Below are 14937 nucleotides of genomic sequence, written 5' to 3'. Positions count from 1 at the left end.
GTCCGGACGGTTCGTCGCGGCGATGATGATGATGCCTTCGTTCTCGCCGAATCCGTCCATTTCGACGAGCAGCTGGTTGAGCGTCTGTTCGCGCTCATCATGGCCGCCGCCGAGGCCGGCGCCGCGCTGGCGGCCGACCGCATCGATCTCATCGATGAAGATGATGCCCGGAGAGTTCTTCTTGGCCGTTTCGAACAAGTCACGGACACGGGATGCCCCGACACCGACGAACATCTCGACGAAGTCCGAACCGGAGATCGAGAAGAACGGGACGCCCGCTTCGCCGGCCACCGCACGGCCGAGGAGCGTCTTACCGGTACCCGGAGGCCCCACGAGGAGAATCCCCTTCGGAATGCGGGCACCGATGTTGTCAAACTTGTGCGGGTCTTTCAGGAAATCAACGACTTCAACGAGTTCCGCCTTTTCTTCGTCGGCGCCCGCGACATCGTCGAATGTAACTTTCTTCTTCTCTTCATTATAGAGCTTCGCTTTGCTCTTGCCGAAGTTCATGACCTTGTTCCCGCCGCCCTGGGCCTGGTTCAGGAGGAAGAAGAAGAGGATGATGATGATGATGAATGGAATGAGCCCCGTCAGGAACTGGACCCAGCCGCTCGACTGCGGAGCAGGCAGGAAGGTGATCTTCGTGTCAGTCTGGTCCGCGACCCGGTCGATTTCATTCATGAGCTGTTCGTTGTCCGGCGGGATGTTAACGATGAAGGTTTCGCCTTCCTTGGCGTCCTTCATGACCCCTTTTACTTCATAGACCAGCTGGTTGGGCTGGATGGTCGCTTCCTTTACATCCCCGCTGGAAAGCGATGAAAGGAAATCGTTGTACGTCAGATTGTCTGTCTTGGTATTCGGGTTATTGAACGATCCAAAAATCCCCATGATCACGAGGAAAATCAGGCCGTACAAGATGGTATACCTTAATATTCGGTTCATCCCGAGCCTCCTCACCATTAAAGAAAACTATAGTAAATCTTATCACACGAATCTTCGCCCGCCAAAGGAAAAGGCTCTGTTTTGGAAAAGGTACCGGCAGGCGTTACCGGTACCTCATTTTTCCTCAGAATGAATAGATTTCTTTTTTCAGTACACCGATGTACGGAAGGTTTCGGTACTTCTCCGCGTAGTCCAGCCCGTAGCCGACGACGAAGGCATCCGGCACTTCAAATCCGACGAAGTCCGCCTTCAGGTCGACCTTGCGTCCGGTCGGCTTGTCAAGGAGCGTGACGATCTTGATCGAGTTCGCTTTCCGGTACTTCAGCAGGTCGACGAGATAGCTGAGGGTCTTGCCGCTGTCGATGATGTCCTCGATGATCAGGACGTCCCGGCCTTCGACGCTCGTGTTGAGGTCCTTGATGATCTTCACTTCGCCGGACGAGACGGTCGCGTTGCCGTAGCTTGAAACGTCCATGAAGTCGATTTCGATATAGCCGTCGAAGCGCTTGATCAGGTCACTCATGAACGGGAGGGCGCCTTTGAGGACGCCGATCGCGAGAGGGAACCTGCCTTCGTATTCTGTTGTCAGCTGAGCGCCGAGCTCGCGGATTTTCTCCTGAAGCTCTTCCTCGGAGATGAGAGTGTGGTCGATATCGTTGCCAATCATTTTGCTTCCTCCTGTGCGTGGGCCGCTCCGTCGGCGTCCTCCACGATGAATATGTACCGGCAGCCGGCAGCCGCGTCCCGCGTAAACCCGGCGCCGTACCGGATGCCGGGAATCGCGATGATGCGACCGTCCCGGCCGGTGACGAGCGGCCATGCCGCCCGCTGATCTCTCGGAATCTTTTCGTCGATGAATATCCGGGACACTCTTTTCGGCGCCTCCATGTTCGGCAGAAGGAGACGGTCTCCCGCTGCGGAAGCCCGGATGCCCGCAGGCGGGAACGGCGGGACATCATCGAAATAAAGGACGTCCGCCCCCTCCGCGGGAAGCGGATCCGGTGCCGCAGCCCGTTCCGACCAGAAGAGCCGGAACCCGTTTCCGGCTTCGACCCAGCGGCCTGCCGGAAAATCCGAGGCAGCCGGTCCGTTGCCGGGATCCGCGGTTGTGCACCTGCGAAACTCCGCCCGGCCGTAAGACCGCTCCAGCCGCCACCCCCCCGGCAGGTCGACCGCTCCGCTGCCTTCCGATTTCTGGAGTTCGCTCCTGATCAGGCCGTAAAGCCGCCGTCCGGACGGCGGCGTGCCGGGTCGGTATAGATAGTCTAATAGTATGGGAATAAACCGCCTTTGTAAAGCGGAGGGCATGGCCGAAAACTCCCCGGCGGCCACGGCGATCCCTCCGTCCGCAAGCCGTTCCGCCTCTTGCCGGAACCGCGCATGCGCCAGTTCCCCGAGAACCGCCTCGTCCTCCCGCCTCTCCGAGTCCCAGTGCGCCACGTGAAGGGCGGCCTGCCGGTTCTCTTCGCGCAAAAGCGGGACGATGCGGCTGCGGAACCGGTTCCTCGTGTAATCCGGCTTTTCGTTGGACGGATCGGTCCGGTAGGGGATTTCTTTCTCCGACAGGTACGCCAGGATTTCCTCCCGGGTGACGCGGAGAAACGGGCGGACGAGGAGGCCCGGGCCGAACGGGCGGACGTCCGGAATGCCGGGCGCCGCGTCCGATGTGCCCCGGACCAGCTTCATGAGGACCGTCTCCAGGACATCATCCGCATGGTGGGCGGTCGCAAGGAGGCCGTAGCCTTCCGCTTCCATGACCCGTCCGAAGAACCGGTAGCGTTCCGCGCGGCACACGTCCTGCACGTTCCCGCCCTGCTCCCGGACGATGTCGCCGACCGGGATCGCCGTTCCATGGAAAGGCACGCCCAGCTCCGCGCAGGCCGCGCGGACAAAGCGTGCATCTTCCGCGGATTCCTCGCCGCGGAGCATATGGTCGACATGGGCGCAGCCGATTTCCGTTCCGAGCAGGGGACCGGTTTCCGCCAGGACGTGAAGGAGTGCGGCCGAATCGGGACCGCCGGAACAGGCGACGAGCAGCCGCTCCCTCCCGGCGGCAGCCCTTGTCCTTTCGAAGAACTCCCTTATCTGCCCTTGCAGTCTGTCCATCGCCGCACCTCCCGTCTCTATAAGTTCTGACCCGGCGGATCGCATGACCGGCCGCAGTCTTTCTACTATCTTACCACCGTTTCCCTCCCGCTAACCGCTGCATGCGGCTTGAAGATGGACCACTTCTGGACCGTGTGGTCGACCTTGATGACGATGACGGTCCGGTCATCGGCCGGCAGCCGGAACTTTCTGGCGAGTTCCTGCATGATGATGTCCGCTGTCCGCTCCGGACTCAAGTCTTCGCACTTGGAGAGGATCGACGCAAGGACGCGCTCCTGCTGGGCCGGTTCCGTACCGGGTGCAAACATGCCGTCCGTCATCATGACGATCAGGTCACCCGACTTCAGCCCGTGCCGCTTTGCGTCGACCGAGAAGGAAGGCAGGAAGCCGAACGGCGCCGTGGACCCTTCCATCTTCATGAGCCCACCGCCCCGGCTGATGTACGTCGTCATCGATCCCGCCTTCCACGACCAGAGACGTCCCTCCTGAAGATCGATGAGCGCGAGGTCCACCGTGGCATACATGTCTCCGCCTTTCAGCGACATGACATAATGAAGCGTATGCATCGCCGTCTCCGGATCCATCCGCCGGTTCAGACATTCTCTCATGAGCCGGATCACTTTGCGGCTTTCCCGGTAAGCCGCCGCGTCCGAGCCCATGCCGTCGGACAGGATGACCGCGGCGAGCCCGTCGTGGAGATGGAACACTTCATGCGAATCCCCCGCATGGAACGTCCCTTCCTTTGAAGAAGAGACGACCGCATAGTCCATCGTGAAGCGCACGGCCGAGATGAACGTCATCTGCATATGCGGGAACGGCTCCTCCAGCCAGACCGAATTCCCGACTTCGAACGGCTCCCCGTACATTTCCTGCAACACCGGCATGATCAGTCGCTCCGCGACCATCCGCTCAGTCTCCCACTCCGATTTCCGGTCGGGAAGCGAGAGGACGATCTTCCGGGAGCCCTGTTCCTCCGACAAGATGTCCACCTGGAAATGCGGAATGCCGAGCTCGTGCAGCCGGTTGGACAGCTCTTCCTCTTCCGGCTGGAATGTCTTAATCTCTTCTTTCATATTCATCATCATATCGTTGAGATGCCTGCTCATGTCCCGGAGCTGCAGCGCCAGCATCTTCCGTCCGTGGTGAAGCTGGCTGTTCAGAACCGCCGACGAGTATTCTTCCTCAAGGATGCGGATCAGCCCCTGGGAGCGGACACAGCGCATGCCCAGCTTTTCCTCCGCACGGATCCGGGCACCCCTGGACGGAGAAGTCTGCGCGTTCATCCACTCGTCAATCGCCGGCCGGATCCCCTCGCTTCTGGCATCCCAGCACTTATCCTTCCGGAAACACGTATGGCAGATCGACGGAGGATCCCGCGGGATGTCGGCCTCCTGGTCTTCGGCATGCTCCCCGACGAGCCGCGACATGAAATGGGCAAACTGATGAAAATCGTGCAGCTGGCCGTCCATCTTCTCCTCCAACCAGCGCCGCCTGCGCTCCGACTGGCCTGTCCGGTCGGGATACACCCGGTTCCGGCAGCCGTCGATCCAGCGCTGAGGGATGAACAGGAACAGAAGAGTCGCAAGCGCCACCGACATGAAATGGACGGCATCAAGCGGGAGTGTGGCGTCATACATATAGAAGAACACCGAAGCGAGCGGGCCCGCCGCGGCAATCCCGATCTTGCCGAGCCGTGACGCCGCTCCCGCACAAAAGCCCGTCAATGCATAAAGGGCGATCATGCCGCTGAATGAAAGTCCCGACACGCTCACGATCGATCCGATGACGAGCGCGGCGGCCGTCCCTGCGGCAAGCCCCCCGACCGACACCGCAAACAGGATCGACAGATGAATCAGCACGGCCGGAAGGGAGAAGTACCCGAAGACGGCCCCGCCCATCCCCGTAATGATGAACGCTCCGACAATGAACGCGGCCCCGGCCCGCTCCGCCGTCCACCGCTCATGCAGGAACCGGTGGACGGGCGTCATGACCGAAAACAGGAACATTGCCATGAAGAGCGTGAGCAGCGTCTCGCAGCCGACGAAGAACCATACATCCCCCGGCACCTTCCCGCTGTAGGACACCAATTGCCAAGCCGCCTGGACGAGCAGCACCGTCAGTGCCGCCGTCACCGGCACCGACTTCCTGGCAGGAGCCAGCCGGATGACCCACTGGAACAGGACGATCTGCAGCACATGGATCGCCGCCTGCCCCACTCCCCCGGTCAGGCTTCCGAGTCCGCCGCCGATGATGACGAGCGGCAGATAGGCCCGGTACCGCACCGATGCCAGCGCCCAGATCGGCAAAAGGAACGGAATCGCAGCCCCGAACAGCACAGCCCGCGACAGGAAGAACGACGCCAGCAGGAAAAAGGCCGAAAAACTCCATTTCACTTTCCGCTTGCCGAATGCGTCCACCCATTTCCGGAAGGGCCAGACCGCATTTGTCAATGAATCATTCCCCAACACCCTCATCTCGATTCCCCCTCGTTCGAATCAGTGTGTCGAGTATACCGGGGGCCATGCACGAAAGTTTGTCTGTTCCTGGCATCGGAATGGAAAAACTTTTCGACGGAAACGGAGATATTCAGCCCTCTTTCAAAAAACGGATTGACACGGAAGGAAAGCCCGGTTATGATATTGAAGTGTCTTCTGACGCGGCGGCGTAGCTCAGCTGGCTAGAGCGTACGGTTCATACCCGTAAGGTCGGGGGTTCGATCCCCTCTGCCGCCATCGATAAAACCCGGCAACCGGACTCCCGGCTGCCGGGTTTTTTTGTCGTTTTGCGGACGGGAGATGTGCAAGTTAAAACCCTGGAGCTGTTGGTAGGGATGTAATCGGAGTATGGGTGCCAAATTCGGAGTATGGATCGGAAATTCGGAGTATGGAAGCCAAAATCGGAGTATGGAACAGGAAATCGGAGTATGGCTGACAATTTCGGAGTATGGAACGGAAATTCGGAGTATGCCTGTTAATTTCGGAGTATGGATCGGAAATTCGGAGTATGGCTGACAATTTCGGAGTATGGAACAGAAATTCGGTGTATGGGCACTAATTTCGGAGTATGGAGCAGGAAATCGGAGTATGGAAGCCAATTTCGGAGCATGAAACGGAAATTCGGAGTATGGAAGCCAAAATCGGAGCATGGAACGGAAATTCGGTGTATGGGCCCCAATTTCGGAACATGGACGGCTTTTCACGAAGAACCGGCCACCATCCATGTATGAACCTTCCTGTCACGGATACTCGCAGAGTCTGCCGCAAATCGCGATTGTTCCACATGAAACAGCTGCTTTTCGACAGGATGCCGCCACACCAGAAGACTTTGCTGACGGGACAACGAAAAGGCGGCCTCCGGATACGCATCCGAAAAACCGCCGAACTGTGCCCAGAACGGGCTATCTATTCAAGATCATTTTTTTTGGTCGAATCAGCCAGCAAGTCAGCTTCTTCTCGCACCACGGCCGCCGCGTTTCGATTCGGTTGCGCGCTTCAGCGTGGAAAGGCGGTCTTCACTGTCTTTCAGGAAGCGGGCCATTTTCTGTTCGAAGTTCTCCGGACGTCCACGCCCATGTCCGTGTCCACCGCCGCTGTCACGGTTTCCGCGTGGACGGAATGGCCGTTCAGGACGTTGCGGACGCTCGGATTCCGGCTTTGCCTTCCGGATCGACAGGCCGATTTTTCCGTCGTTACCGATGTTCATAATCTTGACTTCGACAGTGTCACCGACCTTCAGGAGATCATTGATATCCTTGACGTAGTGATCCGCAACTTCACTGATGTGGACCAGACCGGTCTTCCCGTTAGGCAGCTCGACAAATGCCCCGAAGTTTGTGATGCCTGTTACTTTACCCTCTACCTTGCTGCCGACTTCAATTGACATAAAAAAAATGCTCCTCCTTAAAGATTAAGCGGGCTGCCTTTGGCAACCGTGCATATGCATATTCGGGGCCTTGGCCTCCAAGTCCCTTATTCTTTATTATAACTGACAAAAAAAGAGTGTCAATAAAATGGATGGAATTGTTTACCCGAGTGCGAAAGGCGGCTGATCAGCCTCGACAGGCATAAGGCCGACGGCGGAGTGAAGCCTGCTTCGCAGAGCCGGCGGACTTATGACCCCGAGAGGCTGCCGCCCGGAGCCGGATGAATCGGTGCGAAGGACAGATTAAAAGAGCCTTAGACCGCCGCTTTGCATCATCGGCTGACTGACGACCCCAAGGCTGCCGCTCCAACTCAAACGCCCCATACTCCCTTAGGATATAAAAAACCTGCCCGGATCACCGGCAGGCCGTATGGGCGGCGTCCCCGGTCACTCTCCGGATTCTCCGCCGTCCTTTTCCCCGTTGTCTTTATCTTTTCCCTTGCTCTTGTCCTTATCCTTGGCCTTGTCCTTGGCCTTGTCCTTCGCTTTGTCCTTAGCCTTGTCCTTGTCCTCCGGCAGGGTGAAAATGATTTCCCCTTCTTCGGAAAGCAGGTATTCCTTCCTTGCAAGCTTTGCGATGTACTCCTCATCGTCCAGCTTGTCCAGCTGGAGGTTCAGCCGGTGCCCTTCGTCTTCCAGCCGCTGGAGTTCGGCGAGCGCTTCTTCCTTCTCCTGCTGCTTGGCGGCGAGCACGCGGTTCTTCTCGATGATCGACCATGTCATCCACCCGAAGGTGAGAAGCGCGATGAGGCCGAACACGGCGAGCCGGCGGTAAAGCCGGATCTTCCTCGCCTGCCTGATCTGTTCCTTGCGTTCCTTGGCCCGGACGTAGTCAGTCTGGAGCGGTGTGACGGGCCGCCGTGACGGTTGTGACTGCCTGTTTCGTTGTTCCATCCCTAGTCCCCCTGCCTGATCTTCGGATCGCATTGTTTTATCCATTATACATCAGGCCGAGCGCTTTTTTAAAGGGTTACGGGGAAGGCGTTTCCGGATTTTCCGCATTCCGGCATCCAACCGCCGCCGGACCGCCCGGTAAGGACGCCGAAAAGGCCTGGACAGGATTCCGAGCAGGAAGGCAAGGATTCTGAGCGGGATCATGAGAATGAAGACCGCCGCCGCAACGATTCCACGGATGACAAGGAAGACCGGCCTCAGGATGAGAAGGCGGACCAGCCGGCCGGCAAACCGGAACGGCCGCCGGAATACCGATTCATAAAGAAGAANGCCTGCTTCGCAGAGCCGGCGGACTTATGACCCCGAGAGGCTGCCGCCCGGAGCCGGATGAATCGGTGCGAAGGACAGATTAAAAGAGCCTTAGACCGCCGCTTTGCATCATCGGCTGACTGACGACCCCAAGGCTGCCGCTCCAACTCAAACGCCCCATACTCCCTTAGGATATAAAAAACCTGCCCGGATCACCGGCAGGCCGTATGGGCGGCGTCCCCGGTCACTCTCCGGATTCTCCGCCGTCCTTTTCCCCGTTGTCTTTATCTTTTCCCTTGCTCTTGTCCTTATCCTTGGCCTTGTCCTTGGCCTTGTCCTTCGCTTTGTCCTTAGCCTTGTCCTTGTCCTCCGGCAGGGTGAAAATGATTTCCCCTTCTTCGGAAAGCAGGTATTCCTTCCTTGCAAGCTTTGCGATGTACTCCTCATCGTCCAGCTTGTCCAGCTGGAGGTTCAGCCGGTGCCCTTCGTCTTCCAGCCGCTGGAGTTCGGCGAGCGCTTCTTCCTTCTCCTGCTGCTTGGCGGCGAGCACGCGGTTCTTCTCGATGATCGACCATGTCATCCACCCGAAGGTGAGAAGCGCGATGAGGCCGAACACGGCGAGCCGGCGGTAAAGCCGGATCTTCCTCGCCTGCCTGATCTGTTCCTTGCGTTCCTTGGCCCGGACGTAGTCAGTCTGGAGCGGTGTGACGGGCCGCCGTGACGGTTGTGACTGCCTGTTTCGTTGTTCCATCCCTAGTCCCCCTGCCTGATCTTCGGATCGCATTGTTTTATCCATTATACATCAGGCCGAGCGCTTTTTTAAAGGGTTACGGGGAAGGCGTTTCCGGATTTTCCGCATTCCGGCATCCAACCGCCGCCGGACCGCCCGGTAAGGACGCCGAAAAGGCCTGGACAGGATTCCGAGCAGGAAGGCAAGGATTCTGAGCGGGATCATGAGAATGAAGACCGCCGCCGCAACGATTCCACGGATGACAAGGAAGACCGGCCTCAGGATGAGAAGGCGGACCAGCCGGCCGGCAAACCGGAACGGCCGCCGGAATACCGATTCATAAAGAAGAAGCCCCGAAATCTGGGCAAGGAGGTCATAGATCCGCCATTCCCCGTCCCGGACGGTGAACAGCACCCCGTAGGCGGCGATGCCGAGGAGCAGCCATGCAGCCGGCTCAAGGACGGCTCCGGCCCGCGTGCCGCCCGCCGCCGTCCGGACGGCATCGATGGCGGCCGCGGCAAGGACACCCGTTGCGAGCATCGCGAGAAGCCCGAGCAGCTGCTGGGAGACGATCATCCGAACAGTTTGGTGAGGATGTTGCGGGAATGGCCGTCTTCATCGTCATACTGGAGCGTCTTGACGTTCCCCTCGAGCGTGAGGAGCCCCTTGTCCACGTCAAGATGGACGATGCGGAGTTCCTCCCCCCGGATCTGGAGCTGTCCCTGGGACGTCCGGACGATGAATTCTTCCTGGTCGAACCGGTCGATCGTCTTCACGGAAGTGAGGTCCATCCGTTTCCGGTTCCTGAGCGTGACCACATGGTCGCCGGAAGGGATTGTGTACGTCGATGGGCTGTCCGTCTGAAATTGCATGTTCGTTCCCCCTTTGCTTGTCCTTGTCCGTTCACGGCATTGTATGAGCAAAAGGGGGCGGACATGACTGCGCCGGGACGGTCAGTCTTCGTCGTCGATGAATTCCGGTTCGACTTTTTCCAGTTTTTCTTCTTTCAGGACGGTGAACATCCGGGCGGCGTCTTCTTTTTTGACGCTGTCCTTCAGCTCTTCGATACGGGCGGTGACGAGTTTCTGGCCGAAGCGGATGACGAGTTCATCGCCCGCCTTCACATCGGTCGAAGCCTTGGCCTTTTTTCCGTTCACGGTGATGCGCCCCTGGTCGGCCACTTCCTTCGCCAGGGTGCGGCGCTTGATCAGGCGCGATACTTTCATGAATTTATCGAGTCTCATCTGTCTCTCTCCATTCTTTTTGCCTCGTCCCAGAACCGGTCGAGTTCGTTGAGCGTGTAGCTGCCGAACGATCCCCGGTTTTCCGCGACCCTCTCCTCGACGTGGGAGAAGCGCCGCTTGAATTTTCGGTTGGCGGCCGTCATGGCCTCTTCGGGCGAGATTCCGTAGTAGCGGGCGATGTTCACGAGGGTGAACAGCACGTCTCCGAATTCATCGGTGAGCGCTTCTTCATCCCCATTCGCCGATGCGTCGAGGAACTCCTGCCACTCCTCTTCGAATTTCTCCTTCGCCCCGCCGGCGTCCGGCCAGGAGAACCCGGCCTTCGCGGCTTCCTTCTGGTAGTTGAACGAAGTGAGGAGCGAAGAAGCGTGGCGGTTCTGGCCGTCGAGGAGGGAGGCCGGCTTCTCGCCTTTTTCCGCTTCCTTGATCGCCTGCCAGTTGCGGACGACTTCATCGGCGTCCTCCGCGTTCGCTTCCCCGAACACGTGCGGGTGGCGCCGGATCATTTTCTCCCCGGCCGACTTGAGCACGTCCTCCACCGAGAAGAAGCCGGCATCCTCGCCGATCTGCGCATGCAGGAACACTTGCAGGAGCACATCCCCGAGCTCGGCGATGATCGCCTCGTCGTCCTCCGAGTCGATCGCTTCCAGAAGTTCATGTGCTTCCTCGATCATGTACTTCTTGAGCGATTCGTGGGTCTGCTTCCGGTCCCACGGGCAGCCGTCAGGACCGCGGAGGGTGCGGATGATCTCCCGGTACGCCCCCCATTCCTTCAGCCGGCTTTCCAGTCCGGAGACCGGCGGCACGTAGACCGTCGTCAGGTTGTCCGTCTCCACCGTTCGGTCCAGTTCATACAGCGGCACCGTGACGAGGCGTTCCCGGCTGGAGCCGGCGGCCGTGACGATCGTCACCGGATGGTCGTCTTCGTACTTTTCCATGAGTGAAAGCTTCGCGTCCGATGCGCTGAACTGGTCATACACCTGGGCGATCAGCACGTGCTGCGCCATGTTCACGTCATCCGGTCCGAACGATGTGCCGTCGACGAGCTGGAACCCGTCAATCGGATCGATCCGGAGGGCGCTGAACACCGGATCGAGGAAGCTCTGCCCGCCTTCGATGACGAGGCGGACCCGGCCTTCCTCCTCCGCTTCGATGAGATGCCGGACCGTCTGCTCGGCGACGAGCGGATGGCCCGGCACCGCGTAGACGACAGGTCCGCCGGATGCGAAGCCGATCAGCTCATCGGCGATCTCCCGGTAGACGGGCGGGAACGAGTCGTGCTTTTCATAGACCGGGTCGAACGTCCGGACGCGGAGCCCTTCCGTTTCCAGTTCGGCGAGCACGGGATGGTCGGCGGTGCGGACATAGATTTCCCCGGCCTCTTTCAGTTTCCTGTAGATTCCGAGCGGCAGCTGATCCAGCTCCCCCGCCCCGAGTCCGATAACAGTGAGTTGATGCATGCGGGTCACTTCCTTTTCCGGTCTTGATTCAAATAAAGCTGCAGGGCGGCAAGATGGNCGTGCGGGTGGCGCCGGATCATTTTCTCCCCGGCCGACTTGAGCACGTCCTCCACCGAGAAGAAGCCGGCATCCTCGCCGATCTGCGCATGCAGGAACACTTGCAGGAGCACATCCCCGAGCTCGGCGATGATCGCCTCGTCGTCCTCCGAGTCGATCGCTTCCAGAAGTTCATGTGCTTCCTCGATCATGTACTTCTTGAGCGATTCGTGGGTCTGCTTCCGGTCCCACGGGCAGCCGTCAGGACCGCGGAGGGTGCGGATGATCTCCCGGTACGCCCCCCATTCCTTCAGCCGGCTTTCCAGTCCGGAGACCGGCGGCACGTAGACCGTCGTCAGGTTGTCCGTCTCCACCGTTCGGTCCAGTTCATACAGCGGCACCGTGACGAGGCGTTCCCGGCTGGAGCCGGCGGCCGTGACGATCGTCACCGGATGGTCGTCTTCGTACTTTTCCATGAGTGAAAGCTTCGCGTCCGATGCGCTGAACTGGTCATACACCTGGGCGATCAGCACGTGCTGCGCCATGTTCACGTCATCCGGTCCGAACGATGTGCCGTCGACGAGCTGGAACCCGTCAATCGGATCGATCCGGAGGGCGCTGAACACCGGATCGAGGAAGCTCTGCCCGCCTTCGATGACGAGGCGGACCCGGCCTTCCTCCTCCGCTTCGATGAGATGCCGGACCGTCTGCTCGGCGACGAGCGGATGGCCCGGCACCGCGTAGACGACAGGTCCGCCGGATGCGAAGCCGATCAGCTCATCGGCGATCTCCCGGTAGACGGGCGGGAACGAGTCGTGCTTTTCATAGACCGGGTCGAACGTCCGGACGCGGAGCCCTTCCGTTTCCAGTTCGGCGAGCACGGGATGGTCGGCGGTGCGGACATAGATTTCCCCGGCCTCTTTCAGTTTCCTGTAGATTCCGAGCGGCAGCTGATCCAGCTCCCCCGCCCCGAGTCCGATAACAGTGAGTTGATGCATGCGGGTCACTTCCTTTTCCGGTCTTGATTCAAATAAAGCTGCAGGGCGGCAAGATGGCGCCCGCCCGGCAGCAGATACCATTCCTTCTCCGAGAGGATGCGCGATTTGGCGATGACGGCGAGGAACAGCGGTGCACCGGCCGCCACGGACGTGAGGCCGGTCAGGGCGGCGGCGGCGCGGGACGGCAGACCGTCAAAGATCCACCCGTCCGACAGCACCATCCACGGGATGAGCACCCCCGCCATCAGCACCGATGCGGCCGCGATCACCCGGTAAAACCGGCCATCCGCCAGGCGGACCGGCCAGACTTGCCGGAAATAAATGACGAGGCCGAGGGTGGCCGCGGCAAACCCGATGTTCCCGGCGACCGCCGCCCCCATGATCCCCATCCGCGGGACGAGCACGGCGTTGGCGGCCGCCTTCAGCGCAAGCCCGGCGAACAGGAGCAGCGCGGGGATCTTCACGCGGCCGAGCCCCTGAAGGACCGCCGTGATCGGAAGGATGAGCGACAGCCAGAAGATCTGCGCGCAGAACATCATGAGCGCGGCCGAGCCGGCACGGGTTTCAAACAGCATTTCATTCACATACGGCATGACGAGAATGAGGCCGAGCGATGCGGCCCATCCGAACAGGAAGGCGATGCGCCAGGCAAGCTGGACGAACGGCTCTGCTGTCCGGCCGGTCGTCTTTGCCGAGTGGGCGGCGACGAGCGGGACGATCGTGAGGGACAGCGTCGAGGCGATGAGGATGCCCATCTGGACGAGCGGCTGCCCCCGGTCGTAGACGCCCTTCGCCTCCATTGCGGCTTCACGAGCGAAGCCGGATGACGTCATGAGGTTGAACATCGTGAATGAATCGATCAGCTGGAAAAACAGCAGGATGAGCGAGCTCAGGCTTGCCGCAAGGGAGACGGCCGTCAGTTCACGCACGGCCGGCCAGACCGGGACCGATGCCCGGATGCCCGGTTCCGGCCGGTCCGCCCACTTCCGGTAAAGGAGGAGCAGCAAGACGACGCCCGCCAGTTCCCCGGTGACCGTTCCCCACATCGCCGCGCGCCCGGCCGTGTACAATGATGCGCCGGCGCTCACGACGATCCACGTCCCGGCGAGGATGACGAGGACACGGACCGCCTGCTCGGCGATCTGTGCTCCGGCCACGGGTCCCATTCTCCCTTGAGACTGGAAGGCGCCCTTGATCACGGTGAGAAGCGGCATGAGCAGGATGACGAGCGAGCCGGTGCGCAAAAGCGGGGCTAGCGCCCGGTCGCCCATCCAGCCGGTGATGAGGTCCGCGCCCGCAAAGAGGACGAGGAAGGCCAGCCCGGAAACAAAGGCGACATAGAAGAACGCAATCCTCATGACCTGCCCGGCTTCCGTGCGGTCCCGGTCCGCCATCATTTTCGAAATGGCGACCGCAAACCCGGAGGAAGTCCAGACCATGATGATGGCAATGAACGGATACACTTGCTGGTAAATATAAAATCCCTTGTCCCCGACCAGGTTCTGGAACGGGACGCGGTAGACGGCGCTCAGGATCTTGACGATGATGCCGGCGGCCGCCAGCATGGCGGCCCCTTTCATGAACGTTCTCATGTTCCATTGCTGTTGCATGTTCAGGCTTCCTTTTGGCACAGAATGCCTCCATTATAACATGCAAACGAGGAAGGGCCGCCACGCGCCCGGTTCTGCCCGGCTTACGCGTGGCGGCCCTTCCCGCCTGTATGGATAAAGTTCATGGTTCCATTTGCTTCCCGAGGAAATGCGACGCCGTTTCGGCGGTCTTCAGCTCCGGTTCGCCGATGAAGTGCACTTTGGACAACAGATAGACCGCGCCGATCGGATCCCCGCCCGAGATAATCGGGCAGATGCAGGAGGATTTCACCTGTTCCACTTGTCCCTGCACCCATTCGAGCGTCTTTTCGTTTTTCTCGACGACGGGCGTCCGGCCGAGCATGACCTCTTCAAGTTCCGGCATGATCCGCTTGCCGAGATAATCTTTTTTCGACAGGCCGGCAACTGCGATGATTTCATCCCGGTCGCTGATGAGCGCCGGGGTACCGAGCGTTTCGTAGAGGGTGTCCGCGTATTCCCTGGCAAAGTTTCCGAGTTCGCTGATCGGCGAGTACTTTTTCAGGATGACTTCCCCGTCCCGGTCGGTGAAGATTTCGAGGGGGTCGCCTTCCCGGATGCGCATCGTCCGCCTGATCTCCTTCGGGATGACGATCCGGCCGAGGTCGTCAATCCGCCGGACAATTCCGGTTGCTCTCATTCGTGATGCCTCGCTTTCGACAGTTTCTG

13 protein-coding genes, 1 tRNA gene and 1 pseudogene are annotated in these 14937 nt (G+C 59.9%); 1 reads left to right on the top strand and 14 read right to left on the bottom strand.

Features of this window, described 5'->3' with window-relative positions; genetic code table 11:
- The 4 genes from BN1189_RS00370 to BN1189_RS00355 form a co-directional block, all read right to left on the bottom strand.
- On the bottom strand, positions 1-942 hold a 942-nt coding region (locus BN1189_RS00370; RefSeq protein ID WP_040224534.1), incomplete at its 3' end, for an ATP-dependent metallopeptidase FtsH/Yme1/Tma family protein.
- Positions 943-1066: 124 nt separating this feature from the next.
- Positions 1067-1609, bottom strand: coding sequence for a hypoxanthine phosphoribosyltransferase (gene hpt / locus BN1189_RS00365; RefSeq protein WP_040224526.1), 543 nt, complete (start codon positions 1607-1609; stop codon positions 1067-1069).
- A complete protein-coding gene (tilS, locus tag BN1189_RS00360; RefSeq protein ID WP_040224525.1) occupies positions 1606-3048 on the bottom strand; it encodes a tRNA lysidine(34) synthetase TilS in 1443 nt (480 codons plus the stop codon). Before tilS ends, hpt begins: the two co-directional genes overlap by 4 nt.
- A 65-nt stretch (positions 3049-3113) precedes the next feature.
- Complete coding sequence (locus BN1189_RS00355) at positions 3114-5522, bottom strand: SpoIIE family protein phosphatase (RefSeq protein WP_040224523.1); 2409 nt, start codon at positions 5520-5522, stop codon at positions 3114-3116.
- A 184-nt stretch (positions 5523-5706) separates the two neighbouring features.
- Between BN1189_RS00355 and BN1189_RS00350 the strand changes: the two genes are divergently transcribed.
- A tRNA-Met gene (locus BN1189_RS00350) sits at positions 5707-5780 on the top strand.
- Between the two features lie 709 nt (positions 5781-6489).
- Here the strand turns inward: BN1189_RS00350 and BN1189_RS00345 are convergent.
- From BN1189_RS00345 to spoVT, 10 genes and pseudogenes are all read right to left on the bottom strand, one after another.
- Entirely contained in the window at positions 6490-6930 is a 441-nt protein-coding gene (locus BN1189_RS00345; RefSeq protein WP_040224521.1) for a S1 domain-containing RNA-binding protein, read from the bottom strand.
- A 426-nt stretch (positions 6931-7356) separates the two neighbouring features.
- Entirely contained in the window at positions 7357-7863 is a 507-nt protein-coding gene (locus BN1189_RS00340; protein WP_069201925.1) for an FtsB family cell division protein, read from the bottom strand.
- A gap of 553 nt (positions 7864-8416) precedes the next feature.
- On the bottom strand, positions 8417-8923 hold the full coding sequence (locus BN1189_RS00335; protein ID WP_069201925.1) for an FtsB family cell division protein: 507 nt from the start codon (positions 8921-8923) through the stop codon (positions 8417-8419).
- Between the two features lie 51 nt (positions 8924-8974).
- Positions 8975-9478, bottom strand: coding sequence for a spore cortex biosynthesis protein YabQ (gene yabQ / locus BN1189_RS00330; protein ID WP_040224519.1), 504 nt, complete (start codon positions 9476-9478; stop codon positions 8975-8977).
- A complete protein-coding gene (gene yabP / locus BN1189_RS00325; protein WP_040224518.1) occupies positions 9475-9774 on the bottom strand; it encodes a sporulation protein YabP in 300 nt (99 codons plus the stop codon). Before yabP ends, yabQ begins: the two co-directional genes overlap by 4 nt.
- Positions 9775-9855: 81 nt before the next feature.
- Positions 9856-10146 carry an RNA-binding S4 domain-containing protein gene (locus tag BN1189_RS00320; protein WP_040224516.1) on the bottom strand — a complete coding sequence of 97 codons (291 nt, stop codon included), beginning with the start codon at positions 10144-10146 and terminating at the stop codon, positions 9856-9858.
- Positions 10143-11606, bottom strand: a complete 1464-nt coding sequence (gene mazG, locus BN1189_RS00315; protein WP_040224514.1) for a nucleoside triphosphate pyrophosphohydrolase — start codon at positions 11604-11606, stop codon at positions 10143-10145. Before mazG ends, BN1189_RS00320 begins: the two co-directional genes overlap by 4 nt.
- A gap of 59 nt (positions 11607-11665) precedes the next feature.
- Positions 11666-12640 (bottom strand): annotated as a pseudogene (locus tag BN1189_RS00310) (MazG nucleotide pyrophosphohydrolase domain-containing protein); the annotation flags it as partial.
- A 5-nt stretch (positions 12641-12645) separates the two neighbouring features.
- A complete protein-coding gene (locus BN1189_RS00305) occupies positions 12646-14250 on the bottom strand; it encodes a putative polysaccharide biosynthesis protein (protein ID WP_040224511.1) in 1605 nt (534 codons plus the stop codon).
- A 121-nt stretch (positions 14251-14371) separates the two neighbouring features.
- Positions 14372-14908 carry a stage V sporulation protein T gene (gene spoVT, locus BN1189_RS00300; RefSeq protein ID WP_040224508.1) on the bottom strand — a complete coding sequence of 179 codons (537 nt, stop codon included), beginning with the start codon at positions 14906-14908 and terminating at the stop codon, positions 14372-14374.
- Positions 14909-14937 lie beyond the last annotated feature (29 nt).

The organism is Bhargavaea cecembensis, from assembly GCF_000826125.2.
GTDB lineage: Bacteria > Bacillota > Bacilli > Bacillales_A > Planococcaceae > Bhargavaea > Bhargavaea cecembensis_B.
Note: the sequence above shows the minus strand (reverse complement) of the source record. Positions and strands in the feature narration are given on the sequence as shown.